Origin of the sequence: Plantibacter flavus, from assembly GCF_900177615.1 — a bacterium.
GTDB lineage: Bacteria > Actinomycetota > Actinomycetes > Actinomycetales > Microbacteriaceae > Plantibacter > Plantibacter flavus.
This window is the reverse complement of the sequence record NZ_FXAP01000008.1, coordinates 20,927-44,991: the sequence shown is the minus strand read 5'-3', so window position 1 is coordinate 44,991 and position 24,065 is coordinate 20,927. Positions and strand designations below refer to the sequence as shown.

18 protein-coding genes are annotated in these 24,065 nt (G+C 69.1%); 7 read left to right on the top strand and 11 right to left on the bottom strand.

The genetic code is table 11. From position 1 onward, the window contains the following. Positions 1 to 69: 69 nt before the first annotated feature. Positions 70 to 507: an Lrp/AsnC family transcriptional regulator gene (locus B9Y95_RS19275; protein WP_079706386.1), complete on the bottom strand. Its 438-nt coding sequence runs from the start codon at positions 505 to 507 to the stop codon at positions 70 to 72. Between the two features lie 162 nt (positions 508 to 669). Here B9Y95_RS19275 and ddaH point away from each other — a divergent pair, with 162 nt between their 5' ends. The 3 genes from ddaH to B9Y95_RS19260 all read left to right on the top strand — a co-directional run bounded on the left by ddaH (position 670) and on the right by B9Y95_RS19260 (position 2,874). Beyond that, positions 670 to 1,551, top strand: a complete 882-nt coding sequence (ddaH, locus tag B9Y95_RS19270) for a dimethylargininase (protein WP_342353397.1) — start codon at positions 670 to 672, stop codon at positions 1,549 to 1,551. A gap of 207 nt (positions 1,552 to 1,758) precedes the next feature. Further along, the gene (locus B9Y95_RS19265; protein WP_064294883.1) at positions 1,759 to 1,992 is read left to right on the top strand and encodes a hypothetical protein; all 234 of its coding nucleotides are present in this window, start codon (positions 1,759 to 1,761) and stop codon (positions 1,990 to 1,992) included. A gap of 114 nt (positions 1,993 to 2,106) precedes the next feature. Further along, on the top strand, positions 2,107 to 2,874 hold the full coding sequence (locus B9Y95_RS19260) for a polyprenol monophosphomannose synthase (protein WP_085514276.1): 768 nt from the start codon (positions 2,107 to 2,109) through the stop codon (positions 2,872 to 2,874). A 153-nt stretch (positions 2,875 to 3,027) separates the two neighbouring features. On the opposite strand, the gene B9Y95_RS19255 is transcribed toward B9Y95_RS19260, so the two are convergent. The 4 genes from B9Y95_RS19255 to B9Y95_RS19240 all read right to left on the bottom strand — a co-directional run bounded on the left by B9Y95_RS19255 (position 3,028) and on the right by B9Y95_RS19240 (position 7,105). Continuing rightward, complete coding sequence (locus B9Y95_RS19255; protein ID WP_085514275.1) at positions 3,028 to 3,723, bottom strand: hypothetical protein; 696 nt, start codon at positions 3,721 to 3,723, stop codon at positions 3,028 to 3,030. After that, complete coding sequence (locus B9Y95_RS19250; RefSeq protein ID WP_085514274.1) at positions 3,720 to 6,035, bottom strand: hypothetical protein; 2,316 nt, start codon at positions 6,033 to 6,035, stop codon at positions 3,720 to 3,722. The genes B9Y95_RS19255 and B9Y95_RS19250 overlap by 4 nt, the downstream gene beginning before the upstream one ends. Before the next feature lie 12 nt (positions 6,036 to 6,047). Beyond that, positions 6,048 to 6,341: a hypothetical protein gene (locus tag B9Y95_RS19245; protein WP_085514273.1), complete on the bottom strand. Its 294-nt coding sequence runs from the start codon at positions 6,339 to 6,341 to the stop codon at positions 6,048 to 6,050. Positions 6,342 to 6,436: 95 nt separating this feature from the next. Continuing rightward, positions 6,437 to 7,105, bottom strand: a complete 669-nt coding sequence (locus tag B9Y95_RS19240; protein ID WP_159453469.1) for an NAD(P)-dependent oxidoreductase — start codon at positions 7,103 to 7,105, stop codon at positions 6,437 to 6,439. Positions 7,106 to 7,410: 305 nt separating this feature from the next. Between B9Y95_RS19240 and B9Y95_RS19235 the strand changes: the two genes are divergently transcribed. The 3 genes from B9Y95_RS19235 to B9Y95_RS19225 all read left to right on the top strand — a co-directional run bounded on the left by B9Y95_RS19235 (position 7,411) and on the right by B9Y95_RS19225 (position 15,003). Then, on the top strand, positions 7,411 to 9,174 hold the full coding sequence (locus B9Y95_RS19235) for a putative Ig domain-containing protein (protein WP_143736596.1): 1,764 nt from the start codon (positions 7,411 to 7,413) through the stop codon (positions 9,172 to 9,174). A gap of 175 nt (positions 9,175 to 9,349) precedes the next feature. Further along, a complete protein-coding gene (locus tag B9Y95_RS19230) occupies positions 9,350 to 9,724 on the top strand; it encodes a DUF3060 domain-containing protein (protein WP_085514270.1) in 375 nt (124 codons plus the stop codon). A gap of 68 nt (positions 9,725 to 9,792) precedes the next feature. Then, the gene (locus B9Y95_RS19225) at positions 9,793 to 15,003 is read left to right on the top strand and encodes a DUF7507 domain-containing protein (RefSeq protein WP_159453468.1); all 5,211 of its coding nucleotides are present in this window, start codon (positions 9,793 to 9,795) and stop codon (positions 15,001 to 15,003) included. Between the two features lie 243 nt (positions 15,004 to 15,246). Here the strand turns inward: B9Y95_RS19225 and B9Y95_RS19220 are convergent, their stop codons facing one another. From B9Y95_RS19220 to B9Y95_RS19195, 6 genes are all read right to left on the bottom strand, one after another. Beyond that, complete coding sequence (locus B9Y95_RS19220; RefSeq protein WP_085514268.1) at positions 15,247 to 16,587, bottom strand: alpha-hydroxy acid oxidase; 1,341 nt, start codon at positions 16,585 to 16,587, stop codon at positions 15,247 to 15,249. Continuing rightward, entirely contained in the window at positions 16,580 to 17,416 is an 837-nt protein-coding gene (locus tag B9Y95_RS19215; RefSeq protein ID WP_085514267.1) for a FadR/GntR family transcriptional regulator, read from the bottom strand. The genes B9Y95_RS19220 and B9Y95_RS19215 overlap by 8 nt, the downstream gene beginning before the upstream one ends. 121 nt (positions 17,417 to 17,537) lie before the next feature. Then, positions 17,538 to 18,470: a 2-hydroxyacid dehydrogenase gene (locus B9Y95_RS19210; RefSeq protein WP_085514266.1), complete on the bottom strand. Its 933-nt coding sequence runs from the start codon at positions 18,468 to 18,470 to the stop codon at positions 17,538 to 17,540. Positions 18,471 to 18,479: 9 nt separating this feature from the next. Further along, complete coding sequence (locus tag B9Y95_RS19205) at positions 18,480 to 19,943, bottom strand: rhamnulokinase (RefSeq protein WP_085514265.1); 1,464 nt, start codon at positions 19,941 to 19,943, stop codon at positions 18,480 to 18,482. Beyond that, positions 19,940 to 21,979 carry a bifunctional rhamnulose-1-phosphate aldolase/short-chain dehydrogenase gene (locus B9Y95_RS19200; protein WP_085514264.1) on the bottom strand — a complete coding sequence of 680 codons (2,040 nt, stop codon included), beginning with the start codon at positions 21,977 to 21,979 and terminating at the stop codon, positions 19,940 to 19,942. The genes B9Y95_RS19205 and B9Y95_RS19200 overlap by 4 nt, the downstream gene beginning before the upstream one ends. 221 nt (positions 21,980 to 22,200) lie before the next feature. After that, positions 22,201 to 22,959, bottom strand: a complete 759-nt coding sequence (locus B9Y95_RS19195; protein ID WP_085514263.1) for a DeoR/GlpR family DNA-binding transcription regulator — start codon at positions 22,957 to 22,959, stop codon at positions 22,201 to 22,203. 211 nt (positions 22,960 to 23,170) lie between these two features. Here B9Y95_RS19195 and B9Y95_RS19190 point away from each other — a divergent pair, with 211 nt between their 5' ends. Then, a complete protein-coding gene (locus B9Y95_RS19190) occupies positions 23,171 to 23,962 on the top strand; it encodes an SDR family NAD(P)-dependent oxidoreductase (protein WP_085514262.1) in 792 nt (263 codons plus the stop codon). Positions 23,963 to 24,065 lie beyond the last annotated feature (103 nt).

The window sequence follows — 24,065 nt, the reverse complement described above, 5'->3', positions numbered from 1 at the left end:
ACGGTCACGAATGGCGACTTCGGACGAGCCGCACTGTGCGTTGGTGACAGTTCGCGGGCAGGGGAGGGGTCAGTCGATGTGGCGGTGGATGAGACGGGTGAGGACGATCGCGCTGCGGGTGTGGTCGACGTTGGGGGCGATCCGCACCTTCTCCAGGGCGTCCTCGAGGGCAGGGATGTTCCTGGCCCGCATGTGCACGATGGCGTCGGCGCTCCCGGTGACGGTTCCGGCGTCGACGACCTCCGGGACGCCCGACAGGATCCGCAACAGCTCGTTCGGGGACACGGTGCCGCGGCAGAAGAGTTCGACGTAGGCTTCTGTCTGCATGCCGTCGACCGTGGGGTCGACCTGGATCGTGAACGACTGGATGACCCCGTCGGCGACGAGGCGGTCGACGCGTCGCTTCACCGCTGAGGCCGACAAGCCCACGACCGTGCCGATGTCGCCGTAGCCGGCGCGTGAGTTCTGTCGGAGCAGGTCGATGATGCCGCGGTCGAGGTTGTCCATGGGACTCAGTGTAAGCGCAATCATTGCGCCAAAAGCTGCCACTTCGCAGCATTCCTGCGCCAAACTCCGTGAAAACGCTGCGAATCGCATGCCATGATGAACGTGGCGTGCCCTCGGGCCCCTGGACCTCGTCCGCCGACCCTCGCTCGTTTGGAGGCCGACGTGTCGTCGACGCTCAACCACCCCACCCCCACCACGCAGGACGCCGCGACCGGCACCCGAGTCGCGAACCGTCGCCGGTACCTCATGTGCCGGCCGGACCGCTTCACCGTCAGCTACCGGATCAACCCGTGGATGAACCCGGACGACCCGACCGACACCTCGCTCGCGGTGTCGCAGTGGGAGCAGCTGCACCAGGCCTACCTCGATCTCGGTCACCGGATCGACCTCATCGACCCGCTCGACGGACTGCCGGACATGGTGTTCGCGGCGAACGGCGGCTTCACACTCGACGGCATCGCTTACGGGGCGAAGTTCACCTACGAGGAGCGCATCCCCGAGGGTCCGGCCTACATGGACTGGTTCGAGGCGAACGGCTTCCGCGTCGAGCGCCCCGAATTCGTGAACGAGGGCGAGGGCGACATCATGCTCGTCGGCGACACCATCCTCGCCGGGACCGGCTTCCGAACCGATCCCCGCAGCCACGACGAGGTCCGTCGGATCTTCGACCGCGAGGTCGTGACCCTCAACCTCGTGAACCCGAGCTTCTACCACCTCGACACCGCGATCGCCGTGCTCGACCCGGTGGCCCCTGCCGACGGCTCGCCCGCGAACATCGCCTACCTGCCGACCGCGTTCGACGAGGCGAGCAACCGCACCCTCGAGCAGCGCTACCCCGACGCGATCCACGTGAGCACCGAGGACGCAGCCGTCCTGGGCCTCAACTCGATCTCGAACGGCCGCGAGGTCGTCATCGCCGCCCGGGCTGTCGGGTTCGAGCGTCAACTGCGCGAGCGCGGCTACACGCCGATCGGCGTCGACCTGTCCGAGCTGCTCCTCGGCGGTGGCGGCGTGAAATGCTGCACGCTCGAGCTGCGCGGGTAACCCTTCGACAAGCTCAGGGAGCGGGTGGTGGTTCAGGGACCGGGTCGTGGTTCAGGGGCCGGGTCGTGGTTCAGGGGTCGGGTGTCCTCTCAGGGACCGGACCGGAGCGGTGCGGTCTCAGGGGCCGGGGCCGGTGTCGAGGGGTTGCGGGTGCCGGTGGGGCGGCGTATACCTGCACTGACCGCTTGAACCTGAGGAAGGGCACCCATGGACGCCGGAGAACGACGTGACCACGAACGCGCCGACGCAGGGCGCTCCGGCACCCTGAGCGATGCGACGGGGTTCTGGGTCGTGATCGCCTTCGCCCTGTTCGCCGGCGGCATGTGGGCGTTCGGCGAGGCGTTCCGCACGGACGTCCTGCAGGCCGTCTGGTTCATGGGTGGCATCCTCATGATCGCGCTCGCCATCTTCATCCCGGCGCACTTCGCCAGCAACAACTGACCCCCAGCCGGACGTTCGCCGACCGTTTCCTGAGCGTCCCGCCGTCCGGTCGGAGGCCGCCGATACGGTCCTGTTCAGCGCGCTACGCTGGCTGAGCAGACACGAGGACGGCACATGGATTCCACGGTGGTCATCATTCCCACCTACAACGAACGCGAGAACCTGGAGAGGATCGTCGCGCGCGTCCGTGGCGCCGCACCATCCGTCGAGGTGCTGGTGGTCGACGACAACTCACCCGATGGCACCGGAGCGATCGCCGATCGCCTCGCCGCGGAGGACGACGCGGTGCACGTGCTGCATCGCACCGGCAAGGAAGGGCTCGGCGCCGCCTACAAGGCCGGCTTCGCCTGGGCGCTCGGGCGCGGATTCGGCAACGTGGTCGAGATGGACGCCGACGGATCCCATGCCCCCGAGCAGTTGCCGGCCCTCCTCGCGGCCACCGCGGAGGCGGACGTCGTCCTCGGGTCGCGATGGGTCCCGGGCGGCACCGTCGTCAACTGGCCCAAGCATCGCGAGGCCATCTCACGGGTCGGCAGTGCCTACGCCCGGTTCGCGCTCCGGCTCCCCGCCCGCGACGTGACCGGTGGCTACCGGGTGTTCAGCGCTGACGCACTGCGCCGGCTGCAGCTCGACGAGGTCCACAGCCACGGCTACGGCTTCCAGGTCGACATGCTCTGGCACGCGAACCGCGCCGGTCTGCGGATCGTCGAAGTACCGATCACCTTCACCGAGCGGACGCTCGGGGCCTCCAAGATGACGAGCGGTATCGTCGTCGAAGCGATGCTCCGCGTCACCTGGTGGGGCGTCTGCGAACTGACGGACCGCATCATCGGGCGTCACCCGGCAGCAGCCACCGCGTCCGGGTCCGTCGTCGAGCGCTGAGCCCCGCTCCTTCCTGATCACGGGATCGCCGCCTCCTGGTGGGACGCCTGCAGACCTGGCGTCGTCATCGAAAGCAGCCGCGGTTCATCTCGAGGCCCGCGACCAGCCCATCGTGGTCATGCGGCGCGAGGTTGCGCATCGGTCCCGATCGGTTCAGCGATGAACGGGTTCGTCGTCGGTGGGGGTGGGTAGGGGTGCATCGACGGGTGTGTCGGGGAGTTCTGGAGCAGGGCGGAAGTAGCCGACGGGGATGCTCGACCCGTCGCAGGGGCCGAAGTCCCCGCCACTGTATTCGCCGTCGATCGTGCGTTTCCACTGACCATCGACGCGTACGAGTTCGAGCCGGAGGAGAGATGCTCGTCCACGGTTGTACTGTCCGCCTGGGTTGACGGTTCCCTTGACCCGGCCGTATCCAGGAGTGATCGCACAGACTTCGACGACGGCGTGCGCTGTATCCTCCTCGATGATCCGCGTCGGTGTCCACGGTTCAGGACCCGGGTAGACGATTGGATGCTTGCCCTGGCCGGCGTAGCTGCGCGAAATGTGTTCGACGTAGTCGTGGTCCCAGTTGTCAGTGAGTTGGGCGATGGTGAAGTCGCCTGAGTTGGAGGCCATCGCTTTGCCGATGTCGGCTTCGCGGGCGACGTTGACGAGGTGCTCGGCTTCGAGTGGCGACGTGGGCGTGATGCCGTCTTGCCAGACGATTTCAGGGGTCGGTATGACGGTCGGCTGCGTGTCGGTGCAGCCCGTCAGTGCGCCGGTGAGGCCGAGCCCCGCGAGGACGAGCGTCACGGCGCGGGCGGTGCGCGAGGGAGCGCGGAGGCGGGGCGTGTTGCTGGTGCCGGTCATCCGCCGGCTCCCCAGCGCTCGGTGACGTAGTCCTCCAGGATGTCGTCGAGGTCGGAGCTGTCGGACATGCGCTGCGCCGGGTCCGGGTTGTTCACCGCTTGATCGTTGATGCTCGCGAACCATGCCGATACCGCTTCCTGATAGGCCTCGTCCGAGGTGTCGCCCTGGGCCGGACGGGGGCTGTCGAGTCCGAGCAGGGTGGCGGCCGTCTCCCCGATGAGGCGCATGGCCGCGAGGTACTGCGCCTGCTGGTCGTCGTGCATGGCCGCCGCGGCACTCGCGGCATCGGTCGCGAGGAGCGCGCCTGCACCGGCCTCGGCAGCCTGGGCGAGGCCCGTGACGACCGCCGTGGTGGTGGCCACCGCGGGGATGGAGGTGCCGAAGGTCCAGGGCGATGCCGCGACGGCGATCGCGGTCAGGACCTGGTTGATCGACGTGCGTGTCGCCTCATCGCTTCCTGCAGCCTCGGCGATCGCGGCGGCGTTGATGCTGCCATCGATCATCGCCTGGGCCTCGGCGAGCCGGCCGGCGACACCGGTGATCTGCTGGTCGACGGACTCGCCGCTGTTCGCCGCGGCTTGGACGAGCGCCGCCCGGTACGCCTCCATCGTTCCGCTGAGCGCCGAGGCGCCGGTTCCGCGTGAACCGGCTGCGCCGAGGACGGTCTGGAGGGCGTCGAGGGTGATCAAGGGGCACGGCACGCTTTTAGCTGAGAACGCCAACGCTCGTTCCGTGCTGCTCCCTGAGCCCAACAGCTGTTGAACCTCCTCGTCATTCGGCGAATCCCAGATCGCCGCGAAGTTGAGTGCGACCGCCTCGGCGAGGGAGAGCGAGGCGTTGCTGTTGACCGCCCCGGAGTCGAGCGAGGAGTTCTCGCCGAGCGCGTTCATGAGCTGCGTCATGAGTTCCGCGGCTCCCGTGAGCGCCGTGTCGTCTGGCGGCACACTCGGCTGCCCGGGCCCGCCGGGCACCTGCTGCGTGCCGGCGAGGAGCGCCGACGGCCCCTCGAACCCGTCGTAGACGGACCAGTCTCGTTGATGGAACCAGTACTCGATGCGGCCGGGGCCGAGCCTGTCCTCAGTGAGGAACCGGCTCGCGTGCTCGGGGTACGCGCCGAGGGCCTCGAGGATACGACCCGCCGCATCGTGGGCAGCGGCGAGCCCCTCCGGGTCGTCGGCGTGGTCGGCCTCGATGAGGAGGAGCCCGCCGGGCGATGTCCGCCCGGCCCAGGACTGCTCGGTCGCCGGGTCTTCCAGGAACGGTTCCCCGTTCTCCCGCTCCCACGCATCGACCTGCGCGGACGCCGCGAGGCTCAGCTCCCGCCCGGGGTACGGCGGACCGTCGAACAGGAACGAGATCGAGAGCGGCCGTCCATTGCCCGGGAACGAGTCCTCGAACATCGCGTCCGCGAACGATCGAGCCTGCCACGGTTCCCAATCGCTCGACGCTGTGCGCAGGGCGTCACGGAGTTGCCGCGCGAGCGGCAGCGAGCCCGGGCAGTCAGCAGCCCCGACCGCGTCGATGAGGTCGACGAGCCCGTCGCCACCGAGGCGGTCGATGAACGAGGAGAGCACCTCCGGCTGTGCGGCGTACTTCGTGAGCAGCAGGCTGAGGTTCGCGAGGTCTTCGGCGGTCAACGCGCCGCCTTCCGCGAGGGCGTCCCGCACGAACCGTTCCATCGCCTTCGCCGCGTTCGCCGCCGTCATCTTCCCGAAGTCGGTGATGCCCACGGCGCCGAACGCAGCACGCTCAGCGCCCCAGCCACCCGGCAGTGCCGCATCCAGACTCGCGACGCAGGTGGCCTCCGCCGCTCGACGATCCTCGGCAAGCTCGTGGAGGCCCCGCAACGCTGTGTTGATGGTGCCCTGGATCTCGTCCATCTCCGCCAACTCGGCCTTGGTCTGCACGCGCGTGGGGTCGACGGCCTCCACGATCGCGGCCCTGCCATCCATGGTCGGCCTGCACCGGAGACCGAGTTCGGCGGCACGTGCCCGGGCGGTCGTCCGCAGGTTCAGGTACAGCTGCTGGGAGTACTGGATGTCCAGCACCGCCGCGACGTAACCGTCGATCGCATCGGCCATCGGGGCTGCGCAGGTCGACAGCTCGGTGAGTTCGGCGGTGGTCGGGGTGACGGCCGCATCCCACGCGACGGCGGCCTCGCCGGTCCAGACGGTCTGCCTCGTGGAGCGGACACCGGAGACCGTCACCAGGAGTTCCCAGGCGTCACCGGCGTGCTGGCGGAACGCGGCAGCCACCTGCGCGAGCCCGTCCAGCTCGCCCTCTCCGGGCTCTTCCCAGGTCCAATCAGTCATCGATCGTCGCCGTCAGATCCGGAAGGCGGCGTGGCGGTTGCTGAACTGCGTCGTCGCCTCGTAATCCGCGCGGCGCTTCTCCGCTGACGCCGCGGATGCGCCGAAAGCCGCGTCCTGCAGGCCCTCGCACACCTGTGCGCAGCGGGCGGTGAACCAGCCCGCCAACTCCTCGACCTCGGCACTCACCAGGCTCGACGCGCAGTCCGACGTGTCGGCCAGAGACGGGGCGGTGATGGCGAGCGCACTCAACGAGAGGGTCTTCGCGAAATGGTCGACGGCGTCGCAATCGATGGAGAATTCGGACATGATGTCAACAGATATATCACAAGGCGATCGAGCGTCGCCGACGTTGTCCACAGCTGTGCCAGGTCGCGCGCACTCGCCCACCCGCGGGCGCGCCGTCAGCTGCGGCGCGGACCCGAGGAGATGACCGGGGCCGACCCGATGAGGTCCTCGTCGTCGACCGCGTCCACGAGGAACGCGGCGACGTCGCAGCGAGGGATGCGAAGCGAGCTCGGCCAGCTCCCCGGTGGTGAGGACACGACCGGGCGTCGCGCGTCGCTGGCCGAGAGCACGGTCGGGTGCACGATGGTCCAGTCGAGTTCCGAGCGGCGGAGGAACGCGTCCGCCTGCTCGTGATCGGCGTAGACGGTGCCGAGTCGGAGGAAGTGCGTCGCCCACCGCAGGCCGGCGGGGACGCTCCGGACCGACTCGCCGGCGCCGAGCGCGGAGAGGAGGACGATTCGACGCAGGCCACGCGAGCGCATCGCATCCGTCACGACCCGCACGGCGTTCGAGATGAGGTCGGGAGGGCTCACCTGGCGCGCCCACGGCCAGTCGGACGAGCCGATGTTACTGAGGGCGATGATCACGGCCTGCGCGCCACGCATGGCCTCCTCGACGTCCTCACTCCGCAGAGGAGAACCCTGGACGACCGTCAGTCGGTCGCCGGGGACGACGGCTGCGGGGTCGCGGACGAGGGCTGTGACCGAGTGGCCGCGGCGAAGAGCCTCGCCGATGATGAGTCGCCCGGTGCGGCCGCTCCCACCGATCACGAGGAGCTGTGCCACCGTCGCCTCCAGATCGTCGAACACCGGCCCGACGGCGCAGGTGCTGCGACCGTCGGGACGGTTCCATCGTTCCCGAAGGAGCGGCGGAGGACATCGGGGACAACCCGGGGAGAACGGCGCGCCGGCGCGAGCGTGCGGATGCGGCTCGCGAAGCCGTTGTTGGTCGATTTCCGCGAAGGGCTGTCGATCGGGTCCCGAGATCGCTATTCTCGCCAACAACTGTCGGGCAGTCGTCGCAGGCCGGATCCCGGCGTGCGGCATCGGCCGGTTCCGTTCGAACTCCCCGACGATCTCGGTTGGGGGCGGTGGCTGGAGCAATGGTGGGGCGTTCGTCGAAGGTTCGGAAGGGCGTCGCCGCGGCGTTCGCGTTCGCGGTCGCGGTCGCGGTGATGATGGTGGTGATCGGCGCACCGCAAGCTGCGTCCGCGGCTGCACCGGCGTATCGGGCGACACGCGTCCTGTCGCTCGACGCTCGGCCCTACGGGGTCGCGGTCGATCCGGTCCGCGGTCGCGTATACGTGTCCGGCCGGACGTCCGACGTGGTCTGGGTGTACGACGCCGACACCCTGCGGAGGGTGTCGACGATACCCGTCCCCGATGCGCCGTCGAACATCGCTGTCGACGAGGAGAGCGGCTACGTCTACGTCTCGCAGTACACCGGCAACCTCACACAGGGATCCCTCGCCGTCATCGATCCCGTCGCAGCCTCGGTGGTGGCGAGCATTCCCGTCGGGAACTCGCCGACGGGAGTCACCGTCAATCCGACGACGGGGCAGATCTACGTGGTGAACTCCGCTTCCGACTACATCTCCGTGCTCGACGCTTCGGATCCGGCGGCGCCGGTCCCCGCCACGACCTGGCCGGCCGTGAACGGGACGCAGGGGATCACCCTCGACGCCGCGGGAGGCACGGCTTACGCCGTCGCTTCGAGCAGGCAGCAGGTGCTCCTGTTCGACACCGCCGACGGAACCCTGCGCACGACCTGGACGACGAACCGCGTCCCGCAGAGCGTCCTCCTCTCCTCGGACGAGTCCAGCGCCTTCGTGACCGCGCAGCTCGGTCCGGCCGCGAGCATCCACGACACGGCGACGGGCGCAGTCTCCGGCACCATCGACGTCACGAACACGTACTTCACCGCGGCCGACCGCGCACTGGAGTCGGCGTTCGTCACCTCTCCGCAGCTGAGCGGCGGCACGGTCGTGGTCGTCGATCCCGCCACCGGCGCTCGAATGCAGGACGTGCCTGCTGTCGGGGCGTTCCAGATCGCGACCGACCCGACCCGGCATCGGACCTTCGTGACCAGCATCAGGAGCAACGATCTGACGGTCATCGAACCGGTGGCCACCGCGCCCACCATCGTGTCCGATCCGGTCGATCAGCGAGTCATGGTGGGTGAGGACGCCACCTTCGAAGCCCAGGCGTCGAGCATCGAAGCGACGACCGTGGTCTGGCAGGTGAGCACAGACGGTGGTGCAACGTGGACCGCCCTCGCAGGCGAGGCCGAGTCGTCGCTCACCGTCACGGCGGCATCGCTGGCCCAGTCCGGTGATCGGTATCGCGCGGTGTTCGCGAATTCCGCCGGGTCGACCCCGACCGCAGCGGCCACACTGACCGTCGATCCGCCGGCACCGACGATCACGCTCGAACCGCTCGGAGATCGGAGTGACGCGGTCGGGGACGGCGTCTCGGTGACGGCGGAGGCGACGACCTCGGACGGCTCGCCCGTCACCTATTCCGCTGCGGGGCTGCCGGACGGCGTCGGTCTGGACGCATCGACGGGTGTGATGAGTGGTACCCCGACGACCGTCGGCCGCTTCACCGTGACCGTCTCGGCGGCCGCCGGTGCACTGGTCGCGACCTCCGGCTTCGTCTGGACGGTCACACCGGCACCGGTGACGGTCGTCCCGCCCTCGACGCCGTCCGACCCGCCGTCCGCCGGCGGCGCGCTGGCGCGAACGGGAGTCGATGCCGGACCGCTCGCGCTTGCCGCCGTCCTGTTCGCGCTGGGACTCGGCTCGATGGCGACGGTCGTCACCCGCGCGCCGCGACGCGTCCGAGGAGACCGCTGACCCGGTGACACGCTGACGCTCAGCGGAGACGGAACGCGCGGCCCATGACGGGCCGCGCGTTCCGTCGTTCACGGCGTCGTCTGGGCGCTCGAATACACCTGTTGTATATCAGTCAGGTTTAGCTTAGTATTCCACGTGTAGAATCAGAAATTCGGAATCCGACCGGAGAGTCCTCATGAACCGTGCATCCATCGCGACGAGCGTCCTCGTGCTCGCCGTCGCGCTCACCGCCTGTACCGCAGCGCCGATCGAACGGGTGACCGAGCCCGCCGTCACCCAGTGCACCGGACGCGACGTCAACATCAGCTCCGACGGCGCGAACCTCCGGCTCATCGGCGATTGCGGGGCGGTGACCATCACTGCCCACGCCGTCACGGTGGATGCGGACTCGGCGACGTCACTCGTTGTCGTCGGCGACGACAACAGGATCGACGTCGACTTCGTCGAGCGGATCGACGTCAGCGGCACCCGGAACGACATCACCTGGCTCGACGGCCCCGACCTCGCCGCCGACCCGTTCCCCGGCAACACCCTGGCCCCGGCCAAATGAACCGGCTCCCTCAGACCTCCTCACCCGTGTGGCCTTCCGGCCGCCGCCCTCCCCTCGAAGGAATCCCCATGAAACCCTCACGTTGGCGCTCCCGCCTCCGGATCCTGGCCGGTACCTTGGCCATCACCACGGCGCTCGGCGGTGTTCTGGCGGCACCCGCAGCAGCAACGACCGGGACTCAGGCCGTCGGCTCGTTCACCGAGTTCAAACTCTCCATCACCGACGACGGCATCGCCGGCACGCTCGACCCCGCGGCCGACAACGGCATCATCGCGACCGGTTCGTCAGCCGTGTTCGCCTGGTCTGTCGGCAGCGACGGGCTCACCGACGGCATCGCCTCGCAGACCCTCCCCGAAGGTTGGATCTGGGACGAATCGTCGCTCATCAAGCTGAACAACTCGTCGCCGATGTTCACCTCTCGCTACGTCCTCGAAGACGACGGACGCACGGTTCGCGCGACGATGTCGATCCCTTCGGGTTCACTCGTGACGATCGACGGCCTCACGGCCATGATGACGGGGTACTCCGGGGCACCCGGCTCGGTCTACGACGCGGTGGTCACGTACGAGGACGTCACAGGCAGCAGAGACGCCGCGGGCGGATCGCTCACGACCATCGGAGAGTACCGAGCCGATCTGACGCCGACCAGCGGCCAGTCGCTGGCCCTCGGCCAGTACGACTTCGGCAGTGGTCCCGAGGAAGCCATCCCGCTGTCCATCGGCGTGCAGCTGGCGTCGCTCCTCACGGTCGGGCAGCGTCGTCCGATGGAGATCGACCTGCCCATCGACGTCACCCTCGCGTATGAAGGCCCGACCGCCGGCGGCGTCTCGCTCGAGAGCGACCACGCCCAGATCGTCTCGGTCTCGGGCAACGAGATCACCCTGCGTATCACCTCCCTGCCGATCAGCGATACGGCGACGACGCGGGTGTCCATCCGACCGAACCTCTGGTACCCGAAGGGCGACGTGCCCGAGAAGGCCGCCGACGCCATCGTCATCCCCTACACGCTGACCGGCCCCGACTGGACCACCAACGGTGGCTCGACCATCATCGGCGCCATCGGCGGACAGGCCTCCGCTCAACTGACCCAGAACCTGCGGGACGACGAAGACGGGAACTGGACCATCGTTGCGCCGACCGCGGGTATCGCCGCCGCTCGCTACATCGTCGGGACGCCGACCTATCCCGCGCTCAACTCGGGGCGGTGGACGAACGTCAGTAACACCCTGGTGTCGCCGACGGCTGAACTGTACTCCGAGGGCGTCGTCACCCCGGCGACCAGGTCGGAAGCCGGACAGACCAGGAGCCAGGGGCTGACGAACCTGGTCACCCACCAGTTCTGGAATCCGGCGGAGGCGCAGTTCGTGCTCGACACCGACGCGGTGGCGTTCGGTGTCCTCCGCGACGGGACGATCAGGCAGCAGCCCGCCGACCAGTTCTCGGTGCAGTACACCAACGGCACCGACCAGCAGAACCCCGAGAGCAACCTCTGGGTCGACACCCCGCAGGAGGCCGGCGGTGCCACCTCGATCACCGGGGTGCGCGTGCAGTACCTCGGGGAGAGTTGGCAGAAGAACACCCTCGGACGCATCGCGGATTTCAAGCTCTACGCCCGCGTCCCATTGGAGGCCCGTGCACCGGTCGGGTCCTGCATCACGATCAACCACGTGTGGAGGGCGGATGAGACCGGCGAGCGTCGGCAGCGATCGAGCACCTGTGTCGAGCTCTACACGCTGAACGCCGGCCTGTCGAAGAGCGCTCTGACGGTCGTCGGCGGCAACACGATCGACCACACGGCGCACACGTCCGTCGCCCGTCCGGCGGGGGCCCGACTCGATGCCGAACCGATCGTCTTCGAAGGGGTCCGCACCGAGCTCCAGGTGGATTCAGCGATCACGGCGTTCGACCTCTCCCGCCTCGATCCGGCCTGGCGCGTGGTAAGCATCCGCGACGCCGATCATGGCCCTGACGGGCTTCCCGGCACCAAGGACGACGTGGCTCCCGCCATCATCACGCTCGAGAGCACGGTGCCGATCCAGCTCGACTCGTCCTACGTGTCGCTGAAGCCGGCCCTCCTCGGCGGGACCGTCTCGTTCCAGCGCCCGGTCAAGCCGAACGGCTGGACCGGCGGCACGAACGGCACGCTGAGCACGCTCAGCACCGTGACCGGCATCGGCGACAAAGCGGTGTCGGCGTCAGCCCGGGTCAACGTCCTCCAAGTGGACACACTCTCCCTGAGTGGCGCCGCGGGCAAGCCGCGGATCGAATCCACCGACCAGGCCATCGACTTCACGACCTACTGGTACAACTTCACGAAGAGCAACTACGACGGCAACGTGGTGTTCCTCGACGTCCTGCCGTTCAACGGCGACGACCGCGGATCCAGCTTCTCGGGAACCGCCGTGCTCGACGGTCTCCGCCTGCTGGGAACCGACCCGGCCATCGTCCAGGTCACGACTGAAGACCCGCGCCTCATCGGAGAAGCTCCCGGCGACGAGGTCGAGTGGATCGACCTCACCGAGGACACCGACCTGTCATCGGCCACCGCGGTTCGGGTCGTGTACGACTCGTTCAAGTCGGCTGCTGCCGGCGGTCTCCGTCTCGACCTCTCCGTCGAGGGGCAGGCTGCAGGCGACGTTTATCAGAACAGCGCCGACGCCTACTTCGGATCGAACTCGGTCCGTCTCCGGACACCGAACCAGACCTCCGCGGTCGTCAGCTCGACCGTCGGTGGCATCGTCTTCGACGACCGGAACGGCGACGGAGTGCAGCAGGACGGCGAGCCCGGCCTGCCTGATGTGCGGGTCGACATCAGACCGCTCGGTGGTTCGTCCGTGCAGCAGGCGGAGACCGGGCCGGACGGCTCGTTCTCGCTCGACGGACTCGTCTCCACCCAGGAGTACGAGGTGGTCGTCGACCCCGCGACGCTTCCCCCGTCGCACCTGCAGACCGCAGGGTGGCAGGATCGTCGCGATGACGTCGCCGGTCCGTTCACGGTCCCGATCGACGGCCAGCGCGACGACATCGTGTTCGGATACCAGACGGTCGACTCGGCCATCGAGCTCGACAAGAGTGCGCAGCTGCCAGCGGGCGATCTCGAGGTCGGCTCGGTCATCGAGTACTCCTTCACCGCTACGAACAGCGGTCAGGGTGTCCTCACCGAGGTAGCGCTGGTCGACGACCTGCAGGGCCTCGGCGACCTCACCTTCGAGTGGCCGGCAGAGCCCGGTGAGTTGGCTGAGGGAGCGACCGTGCGGGCGACCGCCGATTACACGCTGACGCAGGCTGACATCGACCGCGGTGAGCTGTCGAACCACGCGACCGTCGTCGGGACGGACGTGCTCGGAAGTGCGTCGAGTGACGACGACAACGTCACGGTGGATCTGGTCACGGGTGCTGCGGTGAAGGTGTCGATCGTGGGTAGTGTCCGTGACGAGGCCGCGGTCGGTGCGATGGTGGACTGGACCGTCACGGTCGAGAACGCCGGCCTGCCGACGCTGCGGAACGTCGAGGCGAGTGTGGATGGGCTGTCGGTCGGTGCGTGGGAGTCGTTGGCTCCTGGTGTGATCGAGGTCAGCACGTTCGAGTCGGCGTTGACGCAGGCGGACATCGATGCTGGTCTGGTTGTCCGTTCGGTGGATGTCGAGGGGTTCCATGCTGCTGATGGTTCGTCGGTGACGGATCGTGATGCGGCTGAGGTTCTGCTCGATGTTGCTGGCGCTGTGTCGATCGAGGTGTTGGTTGATGGGCAGGATGTCTCGGCGGCTCCTGGTCCTGAGGTGACGGTGGGTGAGTCGATCGAGTGGACGTATGTGGTGACCAACACGGGTCTCCGGACGCTTGCGGATCTGGCTGTCTCGGATTCGTTCGGGTCTGAGCTGGCGGTCATCGAGTCGCTTGCTCCGGGCGAGAGCCGGGAGTTCACGGTGTCGTCTGATGCGGTGTTCGACCAGCAGACGGTGCGGGCTGAGGTCTCCGGTGTGGAGGCTGGTGATCGGCCGGTTGGTCCGGTGCGTGCTGATGATGTCAGCTGGTACCAGGGTGTGATCGCGTCCGCGATCACGCTCGATGAGCGGGCGATCCTGCCTGACGGTGATCTGGTGGTCGGTTCGGTCGTCGAGTTCGAGCTCACGGCCACGAACACGAGTACCGGCACGGCGCTGACGGAGGTGCAGGTCCGCGACCGGTTCGCGGGCATCGGTGAGCCGGAGGTGGTGTGGCCGGGTGAGCCCGGGACGCTGCAGCCCGGTGAGTCCGCTGTTGCGACAGTCGCCTACACGCTCACGCAGGCTGACATCGATCGTGGTTCCTTGACCACGGACGCGATCGCGTCCGGTGTCGACCTCGCCGGTGTCACGGTCGAGGCCGGTGACTCGGTCACGATCGATCTGGTCACGGGTGCTGCGGTGAAGGTGTCGATCGTGGGTAGTGTCCGTGACGAGGTCGCGGTCGGTGCGATGGTGGACTGGACCGTCACGGTCGAGAACGCCGGCCTGCCGACGCTGCGGAACGTCGAGATCCACGACGACGAGCAGACGATCGGCACCTGGGAGTCACTGGCTCCCCGGGCCATCGAGGTCAGCACGTTCGACACGACGATCACGCAGGCGGACATCGACGCGGGCTCCGTCTCGCAAGACGTGTCAGCATCAGGGGCACACGCCGCAGACGGATCGCGCGTCACCGACGCGGACGTGGCCGAAGTGCTGCTGCCCACCGTCGGCGAGGTCAGCATCGAGGTGCTGCTGAACGGCGAAGTCGTCGATGAGGCACCTGGGCCGGAGATCCTGGCCGCTGAGGGCGTCACGTGGACGTACGTCGTGACGAACACCGGTCCGCGCACGCTCACGGACATCGTTCTGGATGATGGTCAGGAGAACGCGACGACCGCGCCGATCGAGGGTGCCCTCGCACCCGGCGAATCCACCACGGTCGAACTCGATGAGCTCGCCGAGCTGGGTGCGCACCACCGGGTCGTCACGGTCACCGCGGAGGACGGCTCCGCGCCGATCGACGGGGGCGCCCAGCCTCGGTCGCTCGTCTCCGCATCCGCCGAGTCCTGGTACGTCGGCATCGTCGTGCCGGTGACGCCCGACCCGAACACGCCCGAGCCGGTCGTTCCGGGCGGGTCGTCAGACGGCTCACTCGCGAAGACCGGAGCCGAGGGCGCGTTCCTCGGAGGCGCAGCGGCACTGGCTCTGCTCGGGATCGCACTGGGCCTCGGCCTCATGGTGCGCCGTCGGCAGCGTGAAGAGGTCGCTGCAGACGTGACGGACTGAGACGATGGCCCTGCCCGGAAGCCGGGCAGGGCCAGTCGGTCCGAAAGACAACGACGGCGGGGCCGTCTCACGCGAAAGCGGGGGACGGCCCCGCCGTCATATCACACACAGGGCCCCGCAGCAGGTGGGCCGGTCGGAACAGTGACCACGGTTGCGAGCGCGACGAAAGCCCCGGTCACTGAGCGTGTCGACGGAGATCCTTCGACACGCTCGGCAACCGGGGCCGATCGACCGACCAGGCGGCTAGCCCTTCGCGGCCGCAGGCTTCCGGGCAGGAGCCTTCCGAGCCGGTGACGCCGCGGGCTTCGCAGTCGACGGGCGACGTGCGCTGAGCGACGACTGTTCCGGCAGCGGCTGTAGCGTCGTGAACCGCGACAGCTGGGTCACGTGGTGCGGCTGGAGTTCCTCGAGCGACGCGACACCCAGGAGCTTCATCGTGCGCACGATCTCGCCCGAGAGGATCTGGATCGCGCGGTCGACACCCTCGCGCCCACCGGCCATGAGTCCGTACAGGTACGCGCGGCCGATGAAGGTGAAGCGCGCACCCAGCGCGACGGACGCCACGATGTCGGCGCCGTTCATGATGCCGGTGTCGAGGTGCACCTCGGCGTCCTTACCCACCTCGCGCACGACGCTCGGTAGGAGGTGGAACGGGATCGGCGCGCGGTCGAGCTGGCGGCCGCCGTGGTTGGAGAGCTGGACGGCGTCCGCACCGAGGTCGACGGCGAGCTTCGCGTCGGCGACCGACTGGACGCCCTTGACGATGAGCTTGCCCTTCCACTGCTCGCGGATGTACTTGACCTCGTCCGGACCGACGGTCGGGTCGAACATCGTGTCGATGAGCGCCGCGACGGTTCCCGACCAGCGGTCGAGGCTCGCGAAGGCCAACGGCTCCGTGGTGAGGAAGTTGATCCACCACGCCGGGCGGGGGAGCGCGTCGACGATGGTCTTCGGGGTGAGCGACGGCGGGATCGTCATGCCGTTGCGGACGTCGCGCAGGCGGGCGCCGCCGACGGGGGTGTCGACCGTCACCACGAGGGTGTCGTAGCCGGCCGCGGCCGCGCGGTCGACGAGCGCCATCGACCGCTCGCGCTCACTCCACATGTAGAGCTGGAACCAGTTGCGGCCACCGGGCGCGGCCGCCTTGACATCCTCGATCGAGGTCGTGCCCATGGTCGACAGGGTGAAGGGGATGCCCGCGGCCGCTGCGGCGGAGGCTCCAGCGCGCTCGCCCTCGGTCTGCATCATGCGGGTGAAGCCGGTGGGAGCGATGCCGAAGGGGAACGCGACGCGCTCGCCGAGGACGTCCCAGCCGGTGTCGACGTTCGCGACATTCTTCAGGACGGACGGGTGGAACTCGATGTCCTGAAACGCCTGCCGTGCCCGCGCCAGCGAGATCTCGCCCTCGGCGGCGCCGTCGGTGTAGTCGAAGGGCGCCGTCGGCGTGACCTTCTTCGCGATCGTGCGCAGGTCGCTGATGGTGGTGGCGGCCGCCAGGCGTCGCCGGCGAGCGTTGAACTCCGGCTTCTTGAACTGCATGAGGGGGAGCAGGTCGTGGGGCTTGGGGATCCGACGTTCAACCATGGTCTGTCTCTTCTTTCCGCGAACTGTCGCTTGAGGTGGGTGTCGAGGGGTGCGGACTGTCGTCTTCTGACAGTTCGCGAGCCTGGTAGTAGTTGGTGATGTGGGAGCGGACGGACTGGCGGGCCAGCTCGGCGTCGGCGTGGCGGATCGCCTCCACGATGCCCCGGTGCTCCGCGCGCAGGCGGTCGGCGGTGGCTGACCACGACGCCAATTGTGGGACACCGGCCAGGACGTACCGCTCGATGGAGTCGCGGAGGCCTGACATCGTGGCGACGAGGACCTGATTGCCCTCCGCCTCAGCGAGCGACAGGTGGAACTGCGCGTCGAGAGCGAGGAACTCGGCCTCCGTGAGGGTGGGCTGGTCCATCGCGTCGAGCAGGGACTCGGGGTGCGCGAGATCCGGGACGGCCGCTTCGGCACGCGACGCGAGACTGTGGACGACCGCGGTCTCGATCACGAGCCTGGTGTCGACCACGTCCTGGACGGCGAAGCCCTGCGCCGCGACCTGGAGCCGCATGAGGGTGGCCATGCCACCCGACGGTGTGGCGACGATGATCGCGCCGGCGGTGGGGCCGGATCCCGTGTGGGTGCGGATGAGTCCGAGGACCTCCAAGACGCGGATCGCCTCGCGGACACTGGACCGACCGACGCCGAGGTCGATCGCGAGCTGTCGTTCGCCGGGCAGGCGGTCGCCGGGGGTGAGGACACCGCTGAGGAGGTCCGACTCGATGCGGGCGAGCACGACCTCCCAGGCGCGGGGCTCCGTCGCTGCGGTGGCGGGCTGCGTCGCCGGGGGCACTGTCGGCGCGGTCGTCGCTGGTGCGTTCATCGATCCTCCTTCGACACTACGGTGTGGTCAGACCACAAACCCTACCTCTTGAACCGATTCAACGCGAGCCCTCTCCGCAGATTTTTCTGCGAAGGGAAATCGACGGACCTCGACGCCCGTCTCAGGTGCGGAGGACGATGTTCTCCGGCTCCTCGTCGGCCAACAGGTGTTCGATCTGTCGACGCAGGAGACGCGCCATCCGCGGCAGCATCGCGCTCGTCGCGCCCCCGATGTGCGGGGAGACGAGCACGTTCGGCAGGGACCAGAGCGGGTGATCGGCTGGCAGTGGTTCAGGGTCGGTCACGTCGAGTGCGAGGCGGATGCGACCACTCGTCGCGTGCTCCACGAGGGCGTCGGTGTCGGCGACGGGACCACGGGCGACGTTCACGACGAGGGCGTCGTCAGGCAATGCCGCCAGGAAGTCGTCTCCGATCAAGCCGCGGGTGCCGTCGGTGAGCGGCACGACGACGATGACGATCTCCGCGTGTGGCAGGAGTCCGGGCAGTTCGTCGATGCCGTGGATCGGCCCCCGCTCGTCCTCCCGCGCGCTCGACGCCACCCGGGTGAGCTCGACCTCGAACGGGAGGAGCCGCTCCTCGATGGCCGCACCGACCCCGCCGTACCCGATGAGGAGCACGCGGCGGTCGGCGAGGCTCGGGCGCTGGCTCTGCAGCCACTCGCCAGTCCGCTCGGCGCGCACGAAGTCCGGGATGCCCCGCTGCGAGGCGAGGATGAGCCCCACTGTGAGCTCCGCCGTCGAAGCCTCGTGCACGGTCGCCGCGTTGGCGAGGGTGATGCCGGCCGGGAGGAGGTCCGCGAGGCCGTCGTAGCCGATCGACTGCACCTGGACGAGCTCCGGCGTCACCGCGGCGACGTTCGCGAGCGGCTTGTTCGAGCCGAGGTACACGGGCACGACGAGGTCGATGTGCTCGACCGGCGGTTCGGTGCGCAGATCCCACTCGACGAACTCGACGCCCTCGGGGAGGGGGCCCTGCGACAGCACCTCCTCGCGCAGGTCGGCGGGCAGGCTGACGATGAGTGGAGAAGCGGTCATGCTGCGACGCTACCGGCTGACGGTCGTGGAGCCGGCAGGCTTGCGCGGCTCGTAGCGGGTCGGCTCGAAGGAACGGGCGACGAGGGCGCGCATTGTCTCGAGGTCGCCGTCGATGATCCCCACCGCCCTGGCCTGCACCAGGACGTTCCCCAGCGCCGTCGCCTCGACCGGGCCGGCGACGACGGGGATCCCCGCGCGGTCGGACGTCAACTGGCACAGGAGCGTGTTCTGGGATCCGCCGCCGACGACGTGGATCGCGCGCACCTGGACCCCGGACAGCTCGGAGGCCGTGTGGACCGCATCCGCGAACGCCTGCGCCAGGCTCTCGATGATGCACCGGACGAACTCGGCACGGGACTGCGGCACCGCCCGCCCGTGCTCGATGAGGAACTCGGCGATGCGCGCCGGCAGGTCACCGGGGGCGAGGAACCGGGGGTCGTTCGCATCGAACACCGAGACGGGTACGTCGACCGCGGCGGCCTGGGCGATGAGCCCGGGCAGGTCGATCGTCTCGCCGCCGCGCTCCCAGGTGCGCACCGACTCGCTCAGGAGCCAGAGTCCCATCACGTTGTGCAGGAAGCGGGTGCGTCCGTCGACGCCGCCCTCGTTCGTGAAGTTCGCCGCTCGACTCTCCTCGGTGAGGACCGGTCGTTCGAGCTCGACCCCGACGAGCCCCCAGGTGCCGCACGAGATGTAGGCGGCATCCGGGGTCGTCATCGGGACGGCGGCGACCGCTGAGGCCGTGTCGTGCGAACCGATGGCGGTGACAGGCGTGGACGCGGACAGGCCGACCTCGGCGGCGACCGCTTCGAGGAGCGTCCCGATGCGATCGCCCGGCTGGACGATGGGCGGGAGGACGGCCGCCGGGATGCCGAGTCGGGTGAGGAGTCCGGCGTCCCACCTGGTCGGTTCGCCGGCGCGGACGAGGCCGGTGGTCGACGCGTTGGTGGCCTCGGCGACACGGGCGCCGGTCAGCCAGTGCGCGATGAGGTCGGGCACCAGGAGCGCGGTGTCGGCGACGTCGAGCATGCCGGCGTCGCGCTCGGTCGCGAGCTGGTAGACGGTGTTGAACGGCAGGAACTGCAGGCCGTTCACGCGGTAGAGGTCGGCGAAGGGCACCGTTGCGTGGACCGCCTCGACACCTGCCGCCGTCCGTTCGTCGCGGTAGTGGAACGGTGCGCCGAGGAGGCGCCCCTGCCGGAGGAGGCCGTAGTCGACCGCCCACGAGTCGATGCCGATGCTCGCGAGGTGCGGCTCCTGCTTCGCTGCGCCCGACAGCCCGGCGATGATCGAGCGGTACAACTCCAGGATGTTCCAGTGCAGGCCGTCCGGCGTGCGGACGGGCGTGTTCGGGAACCGTGCGACCGGTACGAGGCGCAGCTCGCCGGGGCCGACGTGGCCGAGCATGACCCGCCCGCTCGTGGCCCCGAGGTCGACCGCTGCGACGGTGCCGCTCCGGCCTGCCGCGCTCATCGCAGGAAGGCCGCGGCCACGCCCGCGTCGACGGGGATGTGCAGTCCGGTCGTGTGGCTGAAGTCGCTCGTGCAGATCGCGAAGACCGCGTTCGCGACGTTCTCGGGGACGACCTCGCGCTTGAGGATGGTGCGCTGTGCGTAGAACTTGCCGAGGTCCTGCTCGTCGATGCCGTACGTCTTCGCGCGGTTCGCACCCCAGCCCGAGGCGAAGATGCCGGAGCCGCGGACCACGCCGTCGGGGTTGATGCCGTTCACCTTCACACCGTACTCGCCGAGCTCCGCAGCGAGGAGGCGGACCTGGTGGGCCTGGTCGGCCTTCGTCGCGGAGTAGGCGATGTTGTTCGGGCCCGCGAACACGGAGTTCTTCGACGAGATGTAGACGATGTCGCCGCCGAGCTTCTGGTCGATGAGCACACGTGCGGCGGCCTTCGAGACGAGGAACGAGCCCTTCGCCATGACGTTGTGCTGGAGGTCCCAGTCGGCCTCGGTGGTCTCGAGGAGCGACTTCGACAGCGAAAGGCCCGCGTTGTTGACGACGAGGTCGAGCCCGCCGAAGGCGAGGACCGTCTCGTCGATCGCGGCCTGGACGGCGGCCTCGTTCGAGACGTCGGCGGCGATGCCGATCGCGACATCCGTGGTGCCGAGCTCGGACGCCGCCGCCTGTGCCTTCTCCAGCGAGAGGTCGGCGATCGCGACGACCGCGCCCTCTGCGACGAGACGCGTGGCGATGGCCTTGCCGATCCCGGATGCGGCACCGGTGACGAGCGCGATGCGGGTCGCGAGTGGCTTCGGCGCAGGCTGACGCTGCAGCTTCGCCTCCTCGAGTGCCCAGTACTCGATCGCGAACTTCTCCGCCTCGTCGATCGGCGCGTACGTGGAGAGCCCCTCGGCCCCGCGCATGACGTTGATGGCGTTGACGTAGAACTCGCCGGCGACGCGGGCGGTCTGCTTGTCCTTGCCGAAGCTGAACATGCCGACGCCGGGGACGAGGACGATGAGCGGGTCGGCGCCGCGGATCGCCGGGCTGTCGGCCGTGGCGTGGCGGTCGTAGTAGGCCTGGTAGTCCTCGCGGTACGCCTCGTGCAGGGTGCCGAGGCGCTCGATGACGTCCTCGGCGCTCGCCGTGGCGGGCAGGTCGACCGTGAGCGGCTTCACCTTGGTGCGGAGGAAGTGGTCGGGGCAGCTCGTGCCCAGCGCGGTGAGGCGCGGGTGCTCCGCCGAGGCGAGGAAGTCGAGGACCTCGGGGCTGTCGGTGAAGTGGCCGACGACGGGGCGGTCGGCGGAGGCGAGCCCGCGGATGGTCGGGGCGAGGGCTGCTGCCTTCGCGCGACGCTCGGCCTCGGGGAGGGGTGCGTAGCCGTCGAGCGCCGGACCGAATGGCTCGGGGCGGGAGTTCGCCTCGATGTAGGTGGCCGCGGTGTCGATGATCCAGAGGGAGTTCGCCTCGGCCTCCTCGGAGGTGTCGCCCCAGGCGGTGATGCCGTGCCCGCCGAGGATGGTGCCGATCGCTTGCGGGTTGTCGGCCTTGATGGCGGCGATGTCGAGGCCGAGCTGGAAGCCGGGGCGACGCCACGGGACCCACACGACCTTGTCGCCGAAGATCTTCGCAGTGAGTTCGGGGCCGTCGGCGGCGGTCGCGATGGCGATGCCGGAGTCGGGGTGCAGGTGGTCGACGTGGGCCGCGTCGACGAGGCCGTGCATGGCGGTGTCGATCGACGGGGCCGCGCCACCCTTGCCGTGCAGGGTGTAGTCGAAGGCGGCGACCATCTCGTCCTCGCGGTCGAGGCCGGGGTAGACGTCCTGCAGGGCGCGCATGCGGTCGAGGCGGAGGACCGCGAGGCCCTCGGGCTTCAGCGTGCCGAGGTCGCCGCCGGAGCCCTTGACCCAGAGGAGCTCGACCGGCTCGCCCGTGACTGGGTCGATCTCGGTGCCCTTGGCCGAGGTGTTGCCGCCGGCGTAGTTGGTGTTCTTCGGGTCGCTCCCGAGGCGGTTGCTGCGGGCGATGAGCTCAGCAGCGGTGGGGTTCACGGACATTCGCACTCCTTCGTCGGGGCACGTCCGTGCCCGGTGTTCAATCGTGTTAAGTGTTACACGAAGCGACAGAACCCACAAGACGCGATCGAGTGCGGTGTCCCTAACTCAGGAGCGCTCCGGCGTGTCTGCGCCCGGCGGCGGCGTGTTGCGTGCGGCACGCCGCTGGCTTCCTGAGTTAGGGACCAAGGGCACGCGACCCCGCCCCCGAGCCTGTCGAGGGGCTACAGGAGTTCGACGGCGTCGCGGTAGGCGTCGAGCGTGGGATCGGCGGGGTCGAGTTCCGTGACGAGGAGGTCGACGTCCGCGAGGGCGAAGCCGACCGCCATCGCGCGCTGCCCCAGCTTCGAGGACGCGGCGACGAGGATCGTCTCGTCTGACGCGCGGGCGAACGCCTGCTTGACCTGCGCCTCCTCGAGGGTGACCTCCGAGCTGCCGACGGTCGGGTCGATGGCGGCGGCCGACAGGAAGAAGCGCCGGTAGAGCACCGATGACGCCGCCTGGCAGGCGATGGGGCCGATGAAGCTGTCGGTGCGCGACTCGGCCTGGCCACCGACGAGGATCGCGGTGACCTCGCGGTTCGCGCCGGCGAGGAGGAAGTTCGGATAGGAGTTGGTCGCCACCGTGAGGGTCGACTCGCTGAGCAGCCGACTGATGCCACCGGCCGTGCTCGAGGCGTCGATCGCGATCGCGCCGTCCGTCGGGATGAGCGACCGGAGCTTCTCGACGATGGCACCCTTCTCGCGGACGCCCGTCGCGGACCGCTCGGTGAAGGTCCTCGGTCGCAGGGTCGGGATCGCCCCGCCCCGGACGCGCCGCACCAGGCCGAGCTGCTCGAGGTCGGCGAGGTCGCGTCGGACGGTCATCGAGGACACGTCGAGCTCGGCAGCCGCGTCGTCGAGGCGGATGCTGCCGTCGCGTTCGAGGATCGCCGTCAGGCGGGTCCGTCGTTCCTCGGCGCCGAGCGTTCCGGTCGTGGCCATGCCGCCCCCTGTCCATCGGTGTCGGACGTGTCCGTTCGTGTCCGTCTCAACAGGATGTCACAGCAGGGGAGGGTGCCGAACAGTTCCCAACTCAGGAGCCCTCCGGCGCGTCGGTCACGCGAGGCGGCGTGGCGTGCGCGGCGCGCCGCGAGCGTCCTGAGTTACGAATAAGAGAAGATATATGAGCATCTGGAACTTCTAGACTGGCGCCATGGAAACCACACACGATCCAGTCCTCGCCGGTCGCACGGCGATCATCACCGGAGGCGCCCGCGGGCTCGGGCTCGCGATGGCCACGGCGCTCGCCGAAGCAGGCGCCAAGGTCGCCCTCCTCGACCGCTTGGAGACGGTGGCCGACGCCGCGTCGGCCCTTGATGCGCAGGTCTCGCCCGCGGTGATCGGGCTCCCGCTCGACGTCACCGACGAGGCGTCAGTGAATGCCGCGCTCGATCGCGCCGCGGAGGTCCTCGGGACGCCCGACATCCTCGTCAACAGCGCAGGGATGACGCACGGCGCCCGCGCGATCGACACCGAGGTGGCCGATTGGGACCGGCTCTTCCGGGTGAACGTCACCGGGACCTTCCTCGTCTCCCGGCAGTTCGCGCGACGCTTCGTCGCCGACCGTCGCGACGCTGGTCACCTCGCGAGCATCGTCAACGTGTCCTCGATGTCCGCCTTCGCCGTGAACGTGCCGCAGACGCAGGCCGCGTACAACGCCTCGAAGGCCGCCGTCTCCATGCTCACGAGCAGTCTCGCGATCGAGTGGCTGCCGCTGGGGATCCGGGTCAACGCCATCGCGCCGGGCTACTTCGCGAGCGACATGACGCGTGACTTCGTCGCCGCCAACCCGGACATGGCCGAGGACTGGGTGTCGCGGATCCCGGCCGGCCGGATGGGTGAGCCGGACGAGCTCGGCGACCTCGTCGTCTACCTCGCGGGAGAGCGCTCCTCCTACGTCGTCGGGCAGAGCTTCCGGATCGACGGCGGGTACACGCTCATCTGACGGGCGATGACGACGACGGCCCGGAGCGCATCGCTGGGATGCGCTCCGGGCCGCTGTCATGCTGGGCCGTTCGGACTCAGCGCTGGGGCACCGTCGGGATGCT